Genomic DNA, 19,820 nt, shown 5'->3' with positions numbered 1-19,820 from the left:
TAGGCTATACCGCAAAATTAATACGGTATTCCCAGTTTCCTATAAATAAAACCTAACAACCAGGCCGGGCCTATCAGCAGAAACTGCAGGTCTTTCAGAAAAGAGGGTTTCTTGCCTTCTACTTTGTGCCCGTAAAACTGCCCGATCCAGGCTAATACAAATATTAGAAGGCAAATAAGCCAGAGCGGGGTATCCGTAGCAGTATCCAATGTATGCACTGCCCATAGTGCAAGCCCGCAGATTATTGCCATACCCAGAAACATGGTAAAAGACAGCCGCAGGTAAAACAGCAGCCCCAGCAAAACTATAACAGTACCAAAATGCACATAAGGCTGTACCGAAGGCGGAAAAGGTGCTTGCAGCGCGTGTGCCTTAATGCTGGCCAGCAGCCCAATGATGCTGAAAAAAATAAGCGGAACGCAAACCCAGTGTATAAGCTTGTTTGTATGGTTCTGGTGGCTTTCGCCGTAGGCATCAAACCACTGCTGTATAGTTTTCATTTTTTTGCACTTTGTTGAATGTTTACCAATACTTAAACGTTCTCGCAATTAACCTGATTAAGGTACAAACTTGCCACATCAGAACCAATAATATTTCTCCTGTTGCCAAAACATTTATTGCACTTGTTGTTATAAACCAGAATCCGAAATAATGTAAAGAGCAAGGTGTTTTTTATTATTTTTGTACTATTTTTAAAAGATTATACTTCCTGAACGAAGTATTGGCTTAAAAGCCGCTATAAAACCAAAACAGATGATGCTTGCCAATTTAGCACGTTTTGTAAAAGAACATTACATCGCGATAGCTTCCTTTTTGCTGATTTTACTGTTAACGTTGTTTGTGTTCTCTGAAACCAAGAAGCGGGCAGAAGAGCGGCGTCTGAAGCTGTTTGATGTAAGGGCTACACAAGCTACGGAATCGCTTGAGCTGCGCATGCGCGACTATACCCAGATTCTGATAGGTGCAAAAGCGCTGTTTATAGCATCCGATACGGTTGAGCGAAGAGCCTGGCGCGAGTACTACGAAACCCTGAATCTGGAAAAGAACTATCCCGGAATTCAAGGTATTGGTTATAGCCATGTGCTTAAGCCATATGAAGTAAAATCTTTTGAAAGAAAAGTAAGAGCAGAAGGTTATAAAGATTTTAGCATAAGACCCGCCAGCCCGCGCGACATTTATACCTCCATTATTTACATAGAGCCTTTTATTGACCGCAACCTGCGCGCATTTGGGTATGATATGTTCAGTAACCCGGTTAGAAGGTCGGCCATGCAGATTGCCCGCGACACAAAACAGCCTACAATGTCGGGTAAGGTGCGGCTGGTGCAGGAAACCGGCCAAGACTTGCAGGCAGGCTTTCTGATATACCTGCCAGTTTACAAAAAAAACGCCGATCCGGAAACTATACAAGACAGGCAAAATCTGATCAAAGGTTATATATATAGCCCGTTCCGTGCTAAAGATCTGATGAATTCTGTGTTAGGCGACGACTTCCAGGACCTGGATGTAGAAGTTTACGATGGCACCAGCCCTTCTGAAAAGTCATTGTTGTTTAGCTCCGACAGCACGCTGCATTATGGTAAAACAGATAAAAGCCGGTTTGGAAAGTTAAGCACTATAAGTATGGCCAACCATACCTGGCGCGTCTACTGCTCAGCTAGGCCGTCTTTTGGCAACTCCTCTGATACGGAGCTGCCTTACTTTATACTTTTAGGAGGCCTCGTAATCAGTATGCTGATGAGCTTTATCATCTGGTCGCTTTCAAATACACGCCGCTCCAACAGGTTAAAGCAAACCATTACAGATAATGCCACGGCAGCCCTGTTTATACTTGATACAGATGGCTACTGTACTTTTATGAACCCGGCAGCAGAAGAAATGACCGGTTATACACTGGAAGAAATGCAAAGCAGCACTTTGCATGAAATGATCCATCATACACATCCGGATGGCCGGCCATACCCGTTCTCAGAATGCCCTATTCATACTACCTTCGCTGTTAAAGGGAGTTTGCGTGCGCATGAGGATATATTTATTCGCAAAGACGGCTCGTTTTTTAATGTTTCGTGCGCGGTGCAACCAATTGAAGAAGAGGGCGGCTCGGGTTATACTATTATCGAGGTGCGCGACATAACGGAAGAAAAACGTACCCGGCAAGCCATTACCGAGAGCGAAGCCCGTTTCAGAACGATGGCCGATAATGCTCCGGTTATGATTTGGGTGGCTGATGCCTTTGGCCAGTGCATTTATGTAAACAAGCAATGGAAAGACTTTACCGGACAGAGCCAGGAAGATAGTATGGATTTTGGCTGGCAAACAGCCATAGATGCATATGACCTGCCATACTTCGAGAGCATTTATAAAAAAGCATCTGCCGAAAGCGATGGTTTCAGAGCTGAGTATCGCATGCGCCGCCACGATGGGCAACTGCGCTGGGTTGTAAGTACAGGCACCGCTCGCTTTGGTGCAAACGGCGAGTTTTTGGGCCACATAGGCTCTGTGCTGGATATAACCGAAATAAAAGAGGCCGACAGGAAAGTAAAACAGAATGCCGAGCTATTGCAGAAACTGTTTTTAGAAGTGCCGGCGCTGGTTGCCCTGGTGCGCGCTCCTGATAAGCAATATGTACTGGCAAACCCACTCTACCGCAAACTATACGGCAACCGCACGCTCATTGGCAAAACCATACGTGAAGCACACCCCGAACTCGAAGGACAGGGCGTATTAGAACCGCTGGAAAAAGTTTTTGAAACGGGTATGCCTTATGTTGGCAAAGAGATCCCGATGGCGATAGACAGAAAGAACGATGGCAATATTGTACACGGCTTCTTTAACCTGGTAAATCAGCCCCTGCTCGATGCTAAAAACAAAGTAGAAGCGGTGCTGGTATTTGCCGTGGAGGTCACCGAATTGGTGACTGCCCGCAAAAAGATGGTGGCTATTAACGAAGAGCTCAGCGATAAAAATAACGAACTCATCCGCATCAACAACGACCTCGATAGCTTTGTATATACTGCCTCCCACGACCTGAAATCACCGATTGCGAACATGGAAGGCCTGATAACGCTGCTGCGCGATATACTACAAGGCAAGCTGAACGAAGATGACAGCGAAGTGCTTGACATGGTAGGCGTATCTATAAACAAGCTTAAACAAACTATAGCCGATCTGGCAGAAATAACCAAAGTGCAGAAGGAGTTGCAGGCAACTGTAGAGCCGCTGTTCTTCGGCGATATTCTGCAGGATGTAAAAACGGATATCAGCAACCTGATCAGTGCAGCTGATGCCAGTATAGTTGAGGATTTCCAGGTTAAAGAAATGCTTTATGCCCGTAAAAACCTGCGCAGCATACTTTATAACCTGGTATCCAACGCCATCAAATACAGGTCGCTTGAGAGGCCGGTAAAGGTGCTTGTTAATACTTACAGAGAAGGCGATTACGTAGTGCTGCGGGTACAGGATAACGGGCTGGGTATTAAAAAAGAACACCAGCACAAGCTATTCTCCATGTTTAAGCGCCTGCACAAGCACGTAGAGGGCACAGGTATTGGGTTATACATTGTAAAGCGCATTATAGAGAACAACGGGGGCAAAATAGAAGTAGAGAGCCAACTGGGAGAAGGAACCACCTTTAAAATATACTTTAAGCAGGAGCCGGTTACAGAAGTTGCATAAGCCCAGGTGCTAAAGTATAATTCCTGCCGAAAGCTGCAAGCTGTTAATGACAGATCTCCTGTTTTCAGTGTTATTGTTTGATAGGTCTCTGGAGTAACGTGCTTCCATAAACAGCTGGCGCTTATTAATTATTTCAAAGTTTATACCTGCGCCTCCAAGGTAGCCAACCACCCGGTTGTCTTTAGTATAAGTAGTATGCGTAGCTTGGCCGGTTTCATAAGTTATTGTCTGGCTTGCATCATTCGAAAGTATAAAGCTTATACTTGGCCCAGCATTTAAAAACGGTTTTACCCTTGCATTACCAAAAGTATACTTGAGCAAAAGCGGCGCCTGAAGATAAGTGGCAGTGTAGGTATACTTCAGTTCATAATCCATGGCGTGCGGGTGTTCGTAATTATAGTAACTTACAAAGCTGTGCTTCACAAAAGAAACCTCCGGTTGTATAGAAAGCCTTTTTCCTTCCATGCTAATATTCATAAACAAACCTGCCATTAGTTTATTATCAGGTTCGAAGGTGTATACATCTTCGGGTAAGGAAGATTCTAATGTAAGCCTTGAGCTTATGAATCCTGCTCTGGCGCCGTATCCTACATTTATCCTGTTATGAGCCAGGTTAATATTAGTTGTTTGGCCAGGATAAGTACAGGAGTTATACTTGGCAACGAACTCAGAAAGAGCGGTAGCAGTATAAGCTGGCAGGTTTCTGCCATCAGCAGCAATTTTTAAAGAAGCGCAATTGTTTAGCGTAGCGGCTAAAGTGCCTTTGTAATAATCCCGGAACAAGGGCATAACAGGGCTTTCCGGCTTCTGAATAAAATATGTAGCGTTCGCAATTGGGTTTAGTGCCCCATATAACGTTGTTGGCCCGTCTGCAATAACTCTCAGGAAAACAATCTGCTCTTTATTATCAATCAGTACTCCTCTGCTTTTAAAAACAACATTCTCTATACCATAGCCTTTAATTTGCCGGGCAGTGTATTCTGTAAAGACCTGGCCACCTTCTGGCTTAAACTTTATACTTGATTGCTGTGCCTTACTGGTTTGCAGTATACCTCTTACCGTATCGGCCTCCATTGTAATGATGTATCCCTGGTCCTGTGCTGTACATAATATAGGTGAAGCAATGGCAAAGCATATTAAAGCGAAGGCAAACCTGAAGATCCTCATACGGGTTAAAGATTGATTTAAATAATATTGTGAGTTGCAAAACGTGAGCAATCAAAAATAGTTATAATTAAATATATAGCATGATATTTTTAAGCTAGCGCAGTGCTCATATATGTCCTAAGTATAAGGTGGCAATGCCATAAGTTATCGTTAAATTTGTTATAAATAGAAAAGTAAACATTAAGTAGAATCTCGATTTAATGGCTAAAATAAAAACATCCTACTTCTGCCAGAACTGTGGCGCACAATCGGCTAAATGGATTGGTAAGTGCCCTGCCTGCGGCGAATGGAATACCTATGTAGAAGAAGTAGTACAACGCGAAGAGCTGACGCCAACCACCGCCTGGAAGGTGGGCAGCAGCTCGGCACAGGTATCGAGCAAGCCCAAACCAATTGCTGATATCACTTACCAGGAGCAGCAACGCATCCTGACGCAGGACCAGGAGCTTAACCGCGTGTTAGGTGGTGGTATTGTGCCGGGGTCTATGGTTTTGATTGGCGGCGAGCCGGGTATTGGTAAATCTACCCTGATGTTGCAGATTGCCCTTAGCCTGAGCGGCTTGCGCGTGCTTTACGTTAGCGGCGAGGAAAGTGAGCAGCAGATAAAAATGCGCGCTGAGCGCCTTGTAGCCCAAACATCCGATTGCTTTATACTTACCGAAACCGGTACCCAGAATATATTCAAGCAAATAGAAATGCTGCGCCCGCAAGTGCTGGTAGTAGACTCTATTCAAACGCTTCACTCCTCTTTTATAGAGGCCGGAGCAGGCAGTGTTAGCCAGGTACGCGAATGTACTGCCGAGCTCTTGAAATTTGCGAAAGAAAGCGGTACGCCGGTATTTTTGATCGGCCACATAACCAAAGAAGGCAACCTGGCCGGGCCAAAGATTCTGGAGCACATGGTAGATACCGTACTTACTTTTGAAGGCGACCGCCACATGACCTACCGTATACTTCGCACGTCTAAAAATCGATTCGGATCTACTTCTGAGTTAGGTATTTACGAAATGCTGGGATCTGGCCTGCGCGAGGTGAGCAACCCATCGGAAATCCTGATAACGCAACGCGAGGATGCTTTCAGTGGCATTGCCATTGGTGCTACCTTGGAAGGAAACCGCTCTCTGCTGATAGAAGTGCAAAGCCTTGTAAGCCCCGCCACCTACGGTACACCGCAGCGTACCAGCACCGGTTTCGATGGCAAGCGCCTGAACATGCTGCTGGCCGTTCTGGAAAAACGGGGAGGCTATCGCCTGGGTGTGCAGGATGTGTTCCTGAACATTGCCGGCGGCCTAAAAGTAGAAGACCCTGCCCTTGACCTGGCTGTTTGTGCCTCCATACTTTCGTCTTTCGAGGATATTGCCATACCAAGCACCACCTGTTTTGCCGCGGAAGTTGGTTTGGGTGGCGAGGTACGTGCCGTTAATCGTGTAGAGAACCGGATAACAGAAGCTGAAAAACTTGGCTTCCGCGATATCTACATTTCAAAGTATAACAAGAAGGGCGTAGACCTGAGCAAGTTCTCAATAAACATACATGCTTTTGGCCGACTGGAGGAGGTTTTTACAGGCTTGTTCGGGTAAGCTGTCAGCCGTAATTTTAGTGGAACAGGTTGCTTCTTTCTGCGAAATTCTGAAAATTTATTTGCTTTGGAATTTTATACTATAGCCTTGCTGTTCAGGGGAATACCTGCCTGGTGGCTAAGTATAAATGCTTGCCAGATAAGTATATTTTATAGTGTAAACAGTGCGAAAAGCGCTTCAGATGTTCAACTTTTAGCTTACCCATGAAAAAAGTACATTTACTCCTGCTGCTGGCTTTCCTGTCAGTGGCCTCAAACGTATCTGCTCAATCCAAAGCCATCCTGAAAGGTAAAGTAACTAACTCGCTGGCCGATGAGGTTATACTTGTAACACGCCCTTCGCAACTGGTGCCGCAGGAGGCAGAAACAAAAGCAACGCTTACAAAAGACCAGTTCGTGCTGGAAGCGCCGGTTACAGCGCCAACTATGTCAGAACTGGTGCATGGCAACGAATCTATTCCTGTTTACCTGGAGCCGGGTTTTGCTCTTACGGTAGCTTTCGACGGCGATAATTTCATTAAAAGTATAAAATTTGAAGGCAAAGGCGCCAACGAGAATAACTACCTGGCAGCTTATACTTTGCGCTTTGATGAAGAAGAAGATTACCAGGTGCTGCCCGACAACATCAGGTTCCGCGAGAAGGAGTTTCTTGCTTTTCTGGACAGCCGTAAAAAAGATCAGCTTAAAAACTTAGAGAAATACCTGAGCAAGTACCCGGTTTCTGAAAAGTTTAAAGCCTACGCCCAGGCCGAGATCGATTTTAACTACGCCAACGACAGGCTGACTTACATAGACCTGCGCGAGCGTATTGTAATGAGCGAGAAGCGACTGATCCCTTCTGCCGGTTATTATTCTTTCCTGAATGAGCTTGATCTGCAGCGCCCTGCTAACCTGCTCAGCAGTTCTTATACAACCTTCCTGTGCAATTATACTTCGTATCTGGCAAAGCAGGCCGGCCTGAAGGAAACCGATGCTACTTACTACAAAGCAAGCTATAACCTGGCTAAACAGAAGTTTACAGGCAATGCACAAACTATAGCACTGCTGCAGGTACTTAAACAATCGTTGCAGAAAGGCCATGTAAAGTATAGCCAGGAAATTGTACAGGATTTTAATAACAACTATAAACTGCCCGAAGCAACAGCTTTTTTAGCCACACTTTCCAATAACCGAGAGCTGGCTGCCGGTAGCGCTGCCCCTGCATTTAAGCTGGCAGATGTAAACGGCAAAGAAACAAACCTTAGCGATTTTAAGGGCAAGCTGATATACCTTTCTTTTTGGCGCACCGACTGCGGCCTTTGCCTTGTAGAGCAGCCACACCTGCAGGAACTGATTGGTAAATTTGCCGGCAAGAACGTTGCATTCATAAACATCAGCCTGGATGACGATGTAGCTGCCTGGCAGAATATGGTTAAGAAGAAACAGCTGCAAGGTATAAACCTGCATCAGGGTACTGCCGAACTGGCAAAACAATTCGGGCTGAAAGATGCCCCGGCTTACTTCCTGATAGATGGCAACGGCGATATCATTAGTATTAAGGCACGCCGCCCAACCGACCGGGAAACGCCTAACGAGATCACACGCTACTTAAACAGCAGCGATCAGGCGTCGGCGCGGTAAGCGTACATTTATATACTTTAAAAAGCCCGGTACCAGAAAAGGTGTCGGGCTTTTTATGTTTTACCGGGTTATTTAATTTCTATATCGGAGGTATAAATAACCGTTGTATGAGTAGCTGCGTAATTAAATTTCACACCTCTGCAGTAATTTCAGGGGTATGGCCGGTTTTTGTTTTCTGATATTTTATAAACCATTAAACTATGGCATTAATCAAAAAAAAGGACATTGAGGATCTGCTTAATGTACAGAATGGCTTGTGCATCTCCATCTACATACCAACGCACAGATCGGGTAACGAAGTATTAAATGGTCAGGACCAGACGCTCTTTAAGAACAAGATACGTGAGGCAAAAGCACTGCTTGCCAGGCATGATGTTCCGGATGAAGAAATAGAAACCTATATAAAACCTGCCGAAACGCTGTTAGCGGATACTAATTTCTGGCGCCATCAAAGCGAAGGACTGGTGGTTTTTATAACCAAAGGATTCTCGAAACATTATAGTTTGCCTATAGCTGTTTCTGAAATGGTATATGTATTGGATCAGTTTTACTTCACTCCTATCCTGCCGGTGCTCAGCCAGAACGGACGCTTTTTTATACTTTGCCTCAACCGCGAGAAGGTAGGTTTTTACGAAGCAACTATAGAGCGCATCAGGCCAATAGATATTACTGCGTTTGTGCCATCCAGTATGAACGAGGCGTTGCGCTTTGATGTAAAAGGCCATGACCAGGATTTCCATAACTCTACCTCTACTGTTAATGGCACCAATATTTTGCACGGAGCAGGCTCACAGAAAGGTGATGAAGAGCATGAACGCGTACGAGAGTTTATGCTGGAAATAGACAATAACCTGCAACAAATACTGCATGATGAGCACGAACCGCTGGTACTAGCCGGCGTAGACCATTACTGCGCCATTTACCGCAACATCAGCAAGTATAAAAACATAGTACAGGGCAATATTAATGTAAATGAAAGTGCTGCGGGCATGAGTGCCAATGTCATTCATGAAAAAGCGCTTGAGCTGGTAAGGCCGCTTATGCAGCAAAACCATTCCGATTCGCTTTCGCGCTACGAGAATGTTGCCGGTACCGGCGTTACCTCCGAGGATATTGCCACTGTGGCTGCAGAAGCTATACATGGCCGCGTAGATACTTTGTTTATTGCACCTGGCCAGCCGGTCTGGGGTGCTTATGATGCTAAAAATGCTACCGCTGTTGTGCACGATGAATACCAGCGCGGCGACGACGATCTTATAAATCTGGCAGCTATTAAAACCCTTTCGCAGGGTGGCAGAGTGTTTGTAAGCAGCTACAACGGCATGTCTGAAGTAGGTGACAGTGGTAACGTAAGAGCACTTTTTAGATACTAAAATGCTATAGTTTGGGCGTTACTGCCATATAGTATAACTTAGTGGGGCAGCCAGAGCGGCTGCCCTTTTATTTTAATGCTATTTTATACTTACCAACCAGACTTGCCACCAACTACAATATACCTGAACCAGAATGTTACACCTGACCGATAGCCTGAATTTTGCCCGCAAACTAACGCCTCTGCGGGTATTTAATGCGATGCAGGTGGTTGGCAGTTACGTGCTTTCCAGGTTTACAGGTAAGGCAAGGCATTGGGGTTATCCGCTTAGCATTTCGCTGGAGCCTACCACGTCCTGCAACCTTCGCTGTCCCGAATGCCCCAGCGGCCTGCGCTCTTTTACGCGCCCTACCGGCATGCTGCAGGATGAGCTCTTTAAGCAGACCATAGATCAACTGCACCGTAGGTTGCTATACCTTATTTTCTATTTTCAGGGCGAGCCATACTTACACAAAAACTTTCTGGAGCTGGTAAAGTATGCATCCAGTAAAGGTATATACACCGCCACTTCTACTAACGCCCATTTTTTAGATGATGAAACGGCCCGCAAAACCGTGGAATCCGGGCTGGACAGGTTAATTGTATCAATAGACGGAACTACACAGGAAACTTACGCAGCTTACCGCATAGGCGGGAAACTGGACAAAGTGCTGGAAGGAACTCGGAATGTTGTAAAATGGAAAAGGGAGCTTAAGTCAAACACGCCACACATTATGTTCCAGTTTTTAGTTGTTCGGCCAAACGAGCATCAATTGGAAGATGTGAAGCAGTTGGCCCAAGAACTGGGCGTTGATGAAGTGGTTTTTAAAACCGCCCAGATCTATAATTATGAACAAGGGTCCCCACTTATCCCAACTATAGATTACTACGCTAGGTACAAAAATAACGGCGATGGTACGTATGGCATCAAAAACAAACTGCTGAACCATTGCTGGAAAATGTGGCACTCCTGTGTAATTACCTGGGATGGTTTGGTAGTGCCTTGTTGCTTTGATAAAGACGCGGAGTACCGCATGGGCGATGTGCAGCAGGCAGGCTTTAAGCAAGTATGGAGAGGCCCGGCCTACAACAATTTCCGGCAGAAATTACTACGCTCCAGAACCGAGGTAGAAATGTGCCGTAATTGCACTGAAGGTACCAGAGTATGGGCCTGACCGCTTTTTAAAAGTATAGTATAAACCCTTATACAAAACCATCAAATGCAAGACCTGGATAAGGCGCTGGACCTGCTGCTTAAAAAGCTCCAGCTTTGGGGTAACCACTTGGTGCTTATGTTGCCAAACATATTTGTGGCGCTTATCCTGCTCATAGTTACGTTTTTTATTGCCCGTATTGCTCGCAATGCGCTTGATAAGGTTATAAACCGGTTTTCTCACAGCCAGGCGCTGAATAACCTCGTCTCAACGTTGCTTTACATCTCGCTGGTGCTGGTGGGTTTCTTTTTTGTACTTAGCATACTGCAGCTTGATAAAGTAGTAGTGTCGTTGCTGGCTGGTGTGGGTATTATTGGTTTGGCCCTGGGCTTTGCCTTTCAGGATATTGCCGCCAACTTTATTTCGGGGGTTATTATTGCCGTGCAAAAGCCTTTTGGCGTGGGCGATATGATCGAAACGAACAAATATTTTGGCGTGATAGAGCGCATTACCTTGCGTACGGTAGACATCCGGCAGACAACAGGCGAGCGGGTAAAGTTGCCTAACAAAATGGTTTTCGAGAACCCGCTCACTAACTTTTCATCAAACGGCATGCGGCGCATTGATCTGGAAGTAGGCGTTTCGTATGCCGAAGACCTGGAGCAGGTGCAGCACATCGTAATAGAAGCCCTGGAAGATGTGAAGAACCGCGTAAAAACCCGCAAAATAGAAGTAATGTTTGATGCTTTCGGAGATAGCGCCATTACTTTTAAAGCGCGTTTCTGGGTATCGTATAGCCGGCAGGTTGATTATGTTGGTGCTAAAAGCGATGCCATCATCCGCATAAAAAAGGCCTTCGATCAGAATAAGATCATGTTCCCGTTCCCGATTCGTACATTGGACTTTGGTATAAAAGGCGGAGAAAAACTGGCCGAGCAGCTGAAGAACTATACAGCTTATCTGCAAAATGGCCGGGAAGAGCAGGAGAATGAGGAGGAAGTATAAAAATAAAGCAAGTGTGCTTTAAAACAGAAAGGGCCGATATCTACCGGCCCTTTCTGTTTATTTATCTTTTTTATCGAGGTTTTTGCCAAGGTCTTCTACCTGCTTCAGGAAGCTGTCTACTTTCTGGTCGGCGTAAGGTCCATAAGAATTTGAGATAGTGCCTTTCATACCCGATTTAGTTTCTATGGCATATAAAATCGACATGTCGCTGGGGTCGCTTTCGCCTTCGAAGCGGTAAAAATCCACAATGCGAACTTCTTCCGGGCTAAATTCTTTCTTATCCTCCATGTTGCAAAGGCGGCCTTCACCTGAAACTTTAAAATCAGTTTTATAGCCGTCTTTTTTCAGTCGGTTCAGCACGTTTACCAAAGATCTTTCTTCTACTTTATCTTGCATGGTGTATAGTTTTAAGTTGAATATCTGTTCAAGTATAGAACTATACGCAAAATCAGGTGAAGTATACGAGATAGGCGGCAAAAATTAACTTCCAAAGTATAGCATCATACTTTAAGGTAATTGTGGCCGGGATTTATACTTCGGGGTTTAGCGCCTTGCGGTCGAGGTCTTGTTGTATCTTTTTAAAATCGATGGTAGAGCAGGCGCCACAGCTTTTGGCGCAGCCACTTTTTGCTGTAAAGGTTTTGTAAAGCATGCGGCCAATGTAGAAGGCAGCAGCAATAAAAATGACGAATATTAAAATTTCCTGTACCATAGATTACCAGTACAACTATACAAAAGTATAAATAGTTTAGTGAGCAGGCTGCTTCCAGTGTTCAGCAATAGTTTCCAGCATTTCCGGGTGAATGTTGCCGTTGCTGGCAACAATTTCGCGTCCAAAAATATAGTCGCCTCCCGCTGTAAATTTAGATACTGTACCTCCTGCTTCCTGCACAATTAAAGCGCCGGCCGCCACATCCCAGGCATTTAAATTAAATTCAAAGAAACCCTCAAAACGCCCGCAGGCAACATACGCCAGATCCAGCGCAGCAGAGCCCAAACGACGTACGCCATGCGACTTGGCCATAAATGAACCCAACACCTGCAGGTAATGGCTTGTCTGGCCAAATTCATAATATGGGAAACCGGTTGCAACCAAAGCATCTTTCAAGGCAGGCGCTTCGGATACTTTAATAGGCATATCGTTGCAGAAAGCGCCACCACCTTTGTAGGCATAAAAGCACTCGTCGCGGTTAGGTTCGTACACCACACCCAGCACAATCTCATCATTTTCCATCAGGGCTATACTTACCGAAAAAATGGGTAGGCCATGCGTAAAGTTTGTGGTGCCATCCAGCGGGTCAATGATCCAGTTAAAGCGTTCCTGCTGCGTGTTATCCGTTTCTTCTTCGGTTATAAAACCTGCTTCGGGCAATAATTCGCGCAAACCATTTACCAGCTGCTGCTCTGCCTCTTTATCCACGTAAGAAACCAAGTTGTTAAAGCCTTTCATTTCTACCTTAGATCGGTCAAAATTATCCGCCTCGTGTTTTATAAAAGCCCCTACTCTACGGGTTATTACATTCACATTCTGGCAAAGCTGTCGCAGGTTCATAGTTTCGGGTTAAGTTCTTTGTTTCTGGATTTGCTGTACGGGTTGCTGTTTAGAAAGCCATACGGTATACGCAGCCCGCATGCCTAGGGTAAGAACCAAAGGTATAAAGGCCACATGAAACTGCTGCGGCCACCACGGCCAAGCTGCTAAAAGTATAGCACATACAGTAGCCGAAACAAGCAGGTATTTAGTAACCCATGCTGGCAAAGTTTGCTTACGCAGGTAAAAAGCAACTATAACATGCGTAGGCAGCGCCCATAACAGGTTAAAGTTATTTGCTGTAGCCTGATGATCGGTACCAACCCAAAGCAGGAATAAAAGCACGCCTAAAAGGCCGGTTACAAGAAACAAACCGAGATCGAAACCGCGGCTGCGCTGCTTGCGAGTATAATCAAGTATGGTTAGGGCAAGTGCTATTGCAAAAAACAACCAGAGCGCCACGGCAGGCGTGAAGAAACCAGCAGGTGGTGTTTGGTTCGGGTCGCGTTCAAAAATTACTTTCTGGCCTTTAGTTAGCGGAGTAGCTTTACTATTTTGCGTAAGCGTGGCATTTGCGAAGCCTTTGCTCAGGTAATCCGGCAGAAACATATATTCGTATGGTGTTGCTTCCCGGTCGATACGCGCGCCTAATGCCAGGTCAATCCCGAAATCTCCCCAAGGCTGCGGTGGCAAGTATAAATCGATCAGGTTGCGGAAGCTCAGGTCTTTATCGAGTTGGCTGATGTTGAATTTTACCTCGTTTGGGAAAGTTTTTTCAAGGCCGTCGCGAATGCGGGTGGCACAGTTATCGAAAAAGAAATCGTAGAGATAAAAGCGGTTGGCAGGCAAATAGTTGTTAGTAAGAAACAGCCAGTATTGTTGGTTCTGCTCGGGTGTCAGGTTCAGTTCCTGCTCGTAAATAGAGCGGTTATCCATTTCATAGTTATATACAAAGTCCTGGAAATGTGCCGCCGATAGTTTATAGTTTAACTTACCCTGTATGAATTTGAGGTAAAAGTTTGGCTCGTTAAAATCGAAGGTACCGTAGTTGAAGATCACATCCAGGCCTAAAGCTGGGTCTTGCACGCGCACGGCGCTATGCCCGAAAACAGAGTATAATTCTGCTCCCGGCGAACAGGTGATAAGGCTTATTTTAGCATCCGGCGATATACGGATACCCTCGAACTGGGCCTGGCTCTGGAACGACAAAAGGCAAAGTGCGCCTATTAGCCAAAGCGATTTTAAAAGATTTTTCATCTGGAGTTATACTTCCTTATTCTTCGTCTTTAGAAGCTTTTGTGTTTGGCGCGCCTGCCACAACCAGCACAAATTCGCCTTTAATCGGTTTGGTCGTGAAAATTTCTACCAGCTCATCTAAAGTGCCGTTGATGGTTTCTTCAAACATTTTAGAGATTTCACGTGAAACAGATGCCATGCGGTTGCCACCAAAATACTCTTTAAACTGGGTAAGTGTCTTAAGCAGGCGGTGCGGCGATTCATAAAAAATCATGGTGCGCTCCTCGTTTGCCAGGCTCAGTAAGCGCGTCTGGCGACCTTTCTTAAGCGGCAGAAACCCTTCGAATGTAAACCTATCAGTGCTGAAACCAGATTTAACGAGGGCAGGCACAAAAGCAGTAGGCCCTGGCAAGCACTCAACTTTAATACCGTTCTTAACACACTCACGCACTAACAAAAAACCGGGGTCAGAAATTCCGGGCGTACCCGCATCCGAAACAAGCGCCATTACTTCGCCAGCTTTCAGTCTTTCAACCAGATGAGCGGTTGCTTTATGTTCGTTGTGCAGGTGGTGGCTATGCATGCGCTTATCTATACCCAGGTGTTGCAGCAATTTACCGCTGGTGCGGGTATCCTCGGCAAGTATAACATCCACTTCTTTCAGTACCCGGATGGCACGCAAGGTTATGTCCTCGAGGTTGCCGATGGGCGTTGGTACTAAGTATAAACTGGTTTTCTCTGGTTCCTGCATGGTGTAAAGATAGCAAGATTACGGTTGGGCGTGGTTACGTATGGCACACGAATTTATAGTATAGCTGCCTGGGTTATACTTTGCGGGCTTTTTTAACTATGGGTTTAGGCGTATTGCTCGTAAATAGTATCAATGTGCTGTGCCAGCTTACGATCACGGTCGGTTACAGTATTGCCTGCATCGTGGGTGTAAAGCTCTATGTTAACAGTATCGTATACATTGCTCCACCACGGGTGGTGGTCCAGCTCGTCGGCAATATCGGCTACTTCGTTCATAAAGGCTATTGCCTCTTTAAAATCATTAAACTTAAAGCTGCGCTTCAGCTTATTGTCTTCTTCTTTCCAGATGTATTTGTTATCCTCCTCCTGCTGCATATTGGTATGGCATGTTTAGTTTAAATATACTTCCTGGCATGGCTTGCCGCTTTTCTACTTACGGAAACAAGCCCAGAAAGGCAGGCGTATAGCAAAAAGCCTTTAGCCAGGGGTATTTATACTATAAAACTATGAAAACTATGAAGAAGAAGCCAGAATCTTTACCGGCTCAGGAACAGGAAGTACAGCCAGGCAAAGAGTATAAAATGACGCCTCAGCCCGAAATTATCCGTGATAACTATAAAGGCAGTGATAAACTAAAAGGGAAAGTTGCCCTGATTACGGGTGGCGACAGTGGTATTGGCCGTGCGGTTGCCGTGCATTTTGCCCGCGAAGGTGCCGATGTAGCCATTGTATACCTGAACGAAGACAAAGACGCAAAAGACACCCAAAAGATGGTGGAGGAGGAAGGCCGGAAGTGCCTGATAATGGCCGGCGATATCGGCGATGAAAAGTTCTGCCAGAAAACAGTAGAGAAAACAGTAAAAGAGCTGGGGAAGCTGGATATACTTGTAAACAACGCTGCCGAACAACACGAGCAAAAAGATCTGCGCGATATAACAAAAGAGCAACTGCAACGCACCTTCCAGACCAATATTTTTGCAATGTTTTATATGACGAAAGCAGCGCTGGAACACATGAAAGAAGGCAGCGCGATCATAAACTCCACATCAGTTACTTCTTACCGCGGCAGCGACCATCTCATAGATTATGCTTCTACAAAAGGAGCCATTACAGCCTTTACGCGTTCTCTTTCAGCAAATCTGGCAGAAAAAAATATCAGGGTAAACGGGGTAGCGCCAGGCCCGATCTGGACACCGCTTATTCCGGCCTCATTCGATAAAAAGAAGGTAAAAGAATTTGGGCAAAATGTGCCTTTGAAACGCCCTGGGCAGCCTTCTGAGGTAGCACCGGCGTATGTATTCCTGGCCTCAGAAGATGGTTCGTACGTTACAGGGCAAGTATTACACATAAATGGTGGTGAGCAGGTAGGTTCTTGATTTTATACTAAACCATAGTTCCTTAATAGGAGTAAAAACCCTTAAGAGCTTATGCTGTGTGTATGAGCAACTAACTATTAAAGTTATGGAGCAGAACAAAGAAAAGAACGACCCGCAAAATAATAATGGCAGAAACAGGCCAGTGCGTGTAATAGAAGATGATACTTCGGAATTGGAGATGCGTGCCGGGCACATTATACCTGGTGCAGATCCGCCAAAGAATGAGCACCAGCGTGGTGGTTTCGGAAACAGAGATGGTAAAGAAGGTTTCGGCAGCGACACTGCCGGGCAAGGTCCATCTGCCACAGGCGTAAACGATTATGCTGATGACGGAACACCACCACCGGATAATATGCGCACCGAAGATGAAGGCCGAGGTAGTTGATATATAGGTCTTTAGCTAAAGTATAAATTTCAGGTACTGTAGTAGCTGCATTTTATTGCTGCAGCTACAGGCCTTTTGTTAAACTAAATTTAAGAAGGAGGAAAAGATGCCATCATACAAACACACTCAGCCAAGCTCTGAGAACGAAGGTAATCCTAGCGGAAGAGGACAATCCAAGGCTGGTGCTAAACCAGTTGACCCTAATCAGACACGAGCTGAGCACGATGAGTTAGAGGATAAGTATACAAAAGGGCCTGATGAACCAGCTGAAGGTATCAAAATAAATAACCCTAACCGTAACCTGAATAAACCAGATATAGACAGGGGGCGGTATTAAGCACTGCTTTTGAATAACAGATCACAAAATAGCACCTGCACTAACAGGTGCTATTTTTATATACATTTACACCAAACATACCTCAGTTGCATGGCCCGATATGCTCTAACCGATATACATGGTTGCTCCCGTACTTTTAAAGCATTAGTCGAAAACCACATGCGCTTAAAAAAAACCGATGAATTATACTTACTGGGAGATTATGTGAACAAAGGGCCTGACAGCAAAGGTGTGATTGACTTTATACTTCACTTGCAAAAACAGCACTACCAGGTGCATTGCCTGCGCGGCAACCACGACCATATGCTTTTAAAAGCTGCTAAGCATGGTGAAGCGTCTTTAACCTTAAGTACTGCCGAAAAACAACAGACCCTACAAAGCTTTGGGATAAAGGATTTCAGGCATCTGGCGCCAAAGTATACAGATTTCCTAGCCAGTCTTCCATACTTTCTTGAGCTTCCGGACTATTTTCTGGTACACGCAGGCTTTGATTTTAAGCAAACCGATATATTTAAAGATACGGAGGCAATGATGAATATCCGGGACTATAAAATAGACTGGAATAAAATCGGCAATAAAAAAATTCTGCACGGCCATACACCTACTTCGCTTTATACTATAAAAAAGAGTGTTATACATAAAGAGCAGCGCCTCAACCTTGATGCTGGCTGTGCCTACTATAAAAATGCCCCTTATGGTAACCTTGTAGCCTATGATCTGGACTCCCAGGAATTATTTGTGCAGCCAAACGAAGACAAGCCGTATAGCGGCGGTCGGAAGTAAATTTAAAGGAAGATAGTATTATAGAAGCATTCTATTTCTTCGCTGATATTGAGTTTTAAGTTAAGCTTTCCTATTAGCAATTGTCTCAAGCTGTGAGTAAAGGAAAAAATACAAATCACTCTAAAAGTATGTTTGTATGGTAGGGTACTTAAATTAGATAATTTAAGGCATAAAAATCATCCAAAAATATATTAAATGGGCTTATCAGCCTATAAAAGCTAATGAATATACAGATTTAGCCTTATTACGGTGGTTTTTAGATTGCATTGATAGTCAGTGTATTTGTTAAAAGTTATATAGAAAGTTTCATATATTATAAAAAAAAATTCTACTAATATTGATAGTGAGCAAAAAACTGTACTACTTTGTAAAATATATCCATTTAATAGGGTAAAATTACAGTAAGTTATTCTCATTATTTAAAGTAGGTATGGCGCACTTTTACAAAAAAACATATAAACAGTTAAAGTATTCTTTCTTACTGCAGCTTGTATTATTTTTATGCGTTGTGATGCCTGGCTATGGGCAAATACCTTCAATTAGCAGCTTTACGCCTTCCTCGGGTCCGGTAGAAACGATAATGACTATTACTGGGTCTAATTTTACCAATACTCATACAGTACTTGTAGGCAGTGGGGCGGCCACAGATTTTACTGTAGTAAGTGATACGGAAATAAAAGTAGTAGTACCAGCCTTTGCTTCGACAGGAAAGATTCAAGTACAATCTAATCAAGGATCGGTTTTCAGCAGCGACACCTATACAGTAACAGGAGCACCGGTAATTACATCGTTTACGCCTTCTTCGGGTGCGGTGGGTACAGTGTTAAAGATTACGGGCAGCAACTTCACTGGTGCCAACGCAGTGCATGTAGGCAGTGGGGCGGCCACAGATTTTACTGTAGTAAGTGATACGGAAATAAAAGTAGTAGTACCAGCCTTTGCTTCGACAGGAAAGATTCAAGTACAATCTAATCAAGGATCGGTTTTCAGCAGCGACACCTATACAGTAACAGGAGCACCGGTAATTACATCGTTTACGCCTTCTTCGGGTGCGGTGGGTACAGTGTTAAAGATTACGGGCAGCAACTTTACTGGTACCACCCAAGTGTATGTGGGTAATGGGATAGTTGAAGCAAAGGACTTTATATTTTTAAGTAATACAGAAATACAATTATTAGTGCCAACTCAAGCTTCAAGTGGTGTACTGCGGGTACAATCTAATAAAGGTTCGGTTTCGAGTAGTGGCACTTATACAGTAACAGGAGCACCAACCATAACATCTTTTACGCCTGCCTCGGGTCCTGTGGGCACGGTGGTAACGGTTACGGGCAGCAATTTTACCGGAGCCACCCAGGTGTATGTGGGCAACGGCATGGCCACCGCCTTTACTGTGGTCAGCGACACCGAGCTTAAAGTCACTGTGCCGGCGCTGGCTTCGACAGGAAGAATAGTAGTCCGTACTTCTAATGGTCAAGTTACAAGCAGTGGCACCTATTCGGTAACAGGAGCACCGGTAATTACATCTTTCACGCCTGCCTCGGGTCCTGTGGGCACGGTGGTAACGGTTACTGGGCGTCACTTTACCGGAGCCACCCAGGTGTATGTGGGTAACGGCATGGCCACCGCCTTTACTGTGGTTAGCGATACCGAGCTTAAAGTCACTGTGCCGGCGCTGGCTTCAACAGGTGCAATAAGAGTGATAACTAATAAAGGGCAAGTTATTGGCTCTGGCAGATATACAGTAACAGGAGCACCAACCATAACATCTTTTACGCCTGCTTCGGGTCCTGTGGGCACGGTGGTAACGGTTACGGGCAGCAATTTTACCGGAGCCACCCAGGTGTATGTGGGCAACGGCATGGCCACCGCCT

At 45.0% G+C, this 19,820-nt stretch carries 19 protein-coding genes; 11 read left to right on the top strand and 8 right to left on the bottom strand.

All coding sequences use genetic code 11. The features are described 5' to 3' along the window. Positions 1-17: 17 nt before the first annotated feature. Positions 18-500 carry an Mpo1 family 2-hydroxy fatty acid dioxygenase gene (locus tag LWP20_RS01030; protein WP_242926253.1) on the bottom strand — a complete coding sequence of 161 codons (483 nt, stop codon included), beginning with the start codon at positions 498-500 and terminating at the stop codon, positions 18-20. A 253-nt stretch (positions 501-753) separates the two neighbouring features. Here LWP20_RS01030 and LWP20_RS01025 point away from each other — a divergent pair, with 253 nt between their 5' ends. Beyond that, positions 754-3,675 carry a CHASE domain-containing protein gene (locus tag LWP20_RS01025; RefSeq protein ID WP_242926252.1) on the top strand — a complete coding sequence of 974 codons (2,922 nt, stop codon included), beginning with the start codon at positions 754-756 and terminating at the stop codon, positions 3,673-3,675. A gap of 9 nt (positions 3,676-3,684) precedes the next feature. Here the strand turns inward: LWP20_RS01025 and LWP20_RS01020 are convergent, their stop codons facing one another. Next, the gene (locus LWP20_RS01020) at positions 3,685-4,842 is read right to left on the bottom strand and encodes a porin family protein (protein ID WP_242926251.1); all 1,158 of its coding nucleotides are present in this window, start codon (positions 4,840-4,842) and stop codon (positions 3,685-3,687) included. A 200-nt stretch (positions 4,843-5,042) separates the two neighbouring features. Between LWP20_RS01020 and radA the strand changes: the two genes are divergently transcribed. The 5 genes from radA (at position 5,043) to LWP20_RS00995 (ending at position 11,551) form a co-directional block, all read left to right on the top strand. Then, entirely contained in the window at positions 5,043-6,422 is a 1,380-nt protein-coding gene (radA, locus tag LWP20_RS01015) for a DNA repair protein RadA (RefSeq protein WP_242926250.1), read from the top strand. A 203-nt stretch (positions 6,423-6,625) separates the two neighbouring features. Then, complete coding sequence (locus LWP20_RS01010) at positions 6,626-8,041, top strand: TlpA disulfide reductase family protein (RefSeq protein WP_242926249.1); 1,416 nt, start codon at positions 6,626-6,628, stop codon at positions 8,039-8,041. 200 nt (positions 8,042-8,241) lie between these two features. After that, positions 8,242-9,414, top strand: coding sequence for a baeRF3 domain-containing protein (locus LWP20_RS01005; protein WP_242926248.1), 1,173 nt, complete (start codon positions 8,242-8,244; stop codon positions 9,412-9,414). A 133-nt stretch (positions 9,415-9,547) separates the two neighbouring features. Further along, on the top strand, positions 9,548-10,567 hold the full coding sequence (locus LWP20_RS01000) for an SPASM domain-containing protein (RefSeq protein ID WP_242926247.1): 1,020 nt from the start codon (positions 9,548-9,550) through the stop codon (positions 10,565-10,567). Between the two features lie 45 nt (positions 10,568-10,612). Further along, positions 10,613-11,551: a mechanosensitive ion channel family protein gene (locus LWP20_RS00995; protein WP_242926246.1), complete on the top strand. Its 939-nt coding sequence runs from the start codon at positions 10,613-10,615 to the stop codon at positions 11,549-11,551. Positions 11,552-11,608: 57 nt separating this feature from the next. Here LWP20_RS00995 and LWP20_RS00990 read toward each other — a convergent pair whose 3' ends face one another. From LWP20_RS00990 to LWP20_RS00965, 6 genes are all read right to left on the bottom strand, one after another. Further along, positions 11,609-11,947 (bottom strand): hypothetical protein, encoded by a 339-nt coding sequence (locus tag LWP20_RS00990; protein WP_242926245.1) that lies wholly within the window; start codon positions 11,945-11,947, stop codon positions 11,609-11,611. 133 nt (positions 11,948-12,080) lie between these two features. After that, on the bottom strand, positions 12,081-12,263 hold the full coding sequence (locus LWP20_RS00985; RefSeq protein ID WP_242926244.1) for a FeoB-associated Cys-rich membrane protein: 183 nt from the start codon (positions 12,261-12,263) through the stop codon (positions 12,081-12,083). Positions 12,264-12,299: 36 nt separating this feature from the next. Then, the gene (locus LWP20_RS00980; RefSeq protein ID WP_242926243.1) at positions 12,300-13,103 is read right to left on the bottom strand and encodes an inositol monophosphatase family protein; all 804 of its coding nucleotides are present in this window, start codon (positions 13,101-13,103) and stop codon (positions 12,300-12,302) included. A gap of 9 nt (positions 13,104-13,112) precedes the next feature. Then, complete coding sequence (locus LWP20_RS00975; RefSeq protein WP_242926242.1) at positions 13,113-14,339, bottom strand: Lnb N-terminal periplasmic domain-containing protein; 1,227 nt, start codon at positions 14,337-14,339, stop codon at positions 13,113-13,115. Positions 14,340-14,355: 16 nt separating this feature from the next. After that, the gene (gene rsmI, locus LWP20_RS00970; protein ID WP_242926241.1) at positions 14,356-15,069 is read right to left on the bottom strand and encodes a 16S rRNA (cytidine(1402)-2'-O)-methyltransferase; all 714 of its coding nucleotides are present in this window, start codon (positions 15,067-15,069) and stop codon (positions 14,356-14,358) included. Between the two features lie 104 nt (positions 15,070-15,173). Next, positions 15,174-15,416: a 4a-hydroxytetrahydrobiopterin dehydratase gene (locus tag LWP20_RS00965; protein ID WP_242927090.1), complete on the bottom strand. Its 243-nt coding sequence runs from the start codon at positions 15,414-15,416 to the stop codon at positions 15,174-15,176. 158 nt (positions 15,417-15,574) lie between these two features. On the opposite strand from LWP20_RS00965, the gene LWP20_RS00960 reads away from it, so the two are divergent. The 5 genes from LWP20_RS00960 to LWP20_RS00940 form a co-directional block, all read left to right on the top strand. Continuing rightward, positions 15,575-16,444 carry an SDR family oxidoreductase gene (locus LWP20_RS00960; protein ID WP_242926240.1) on the top strand — a complete coding sequence of 290 codons (870 nt, stop codon included), beginning with the start codon at positions 15,575-15,577 and terminating at the stop codon, positions 16,442-16,444. A gap of 85 nt (positions 16,445-16,529) precedes the next feature. After that, positions 16,530-16,829 (top strand): hypothetical protein, encoded by a 300-nt coding sequence (locus LWP20_RS00955; RefSeq protein ID WP_242926239.1) that lies wholly within the window; start codon positions 16,530-16,532, stop codon positions 16,827-16,829. A 106-nt stretch (positions 16,830-16,935) separates the two neighbouring features. After that, positions 16,936-17,166: a hypothetical protein gene (locus LWP20_RS00950; RefSeq protein ID WP_242926238.1), complete on the top strand. Its 231-nt coding sequence runs from the start codon at positions 16,936-16,938 to the stop codon at positions 17,164-17,166. Between the two features lie 90 nt (positions 17,167-17,256). Further along, positions 17,257-17,949: a metallophosphoesterase gene (locus tag LWP20_RS00945; RefSeq protein ID WP_242926237.1), complete on the top strand. Its 693-nt coding sequence runs from the start codon at positions 17,257-17,259 to the stop codon at positions 17,947-17,949. A gap of 580 nt (positions 17,950-18,529) precedes the next feature. After that, positions 18,530-19,820: IPT/TIG domain-containing protein (locus LWP20_RS00940; RefSeq protein ID WP_242926236.1), on the top strand; the 1,291-nt coding region annotated here is incomplete at its 3' end.

The sequence above is a fragment of the Pontibacter vulgaris genome (assembly GCF_022758145.1).
GTDB classification, from domain to species: domain Bacteria; phylum Bacteroidota; class Bacteroidia; order Cytophagales; family Hymenobacteraceae; genus Pontibacter; species Pontibacter vulgaris.
This window is presented reverse-complemented; position numbering and strand designations above follow the sequence as displayed.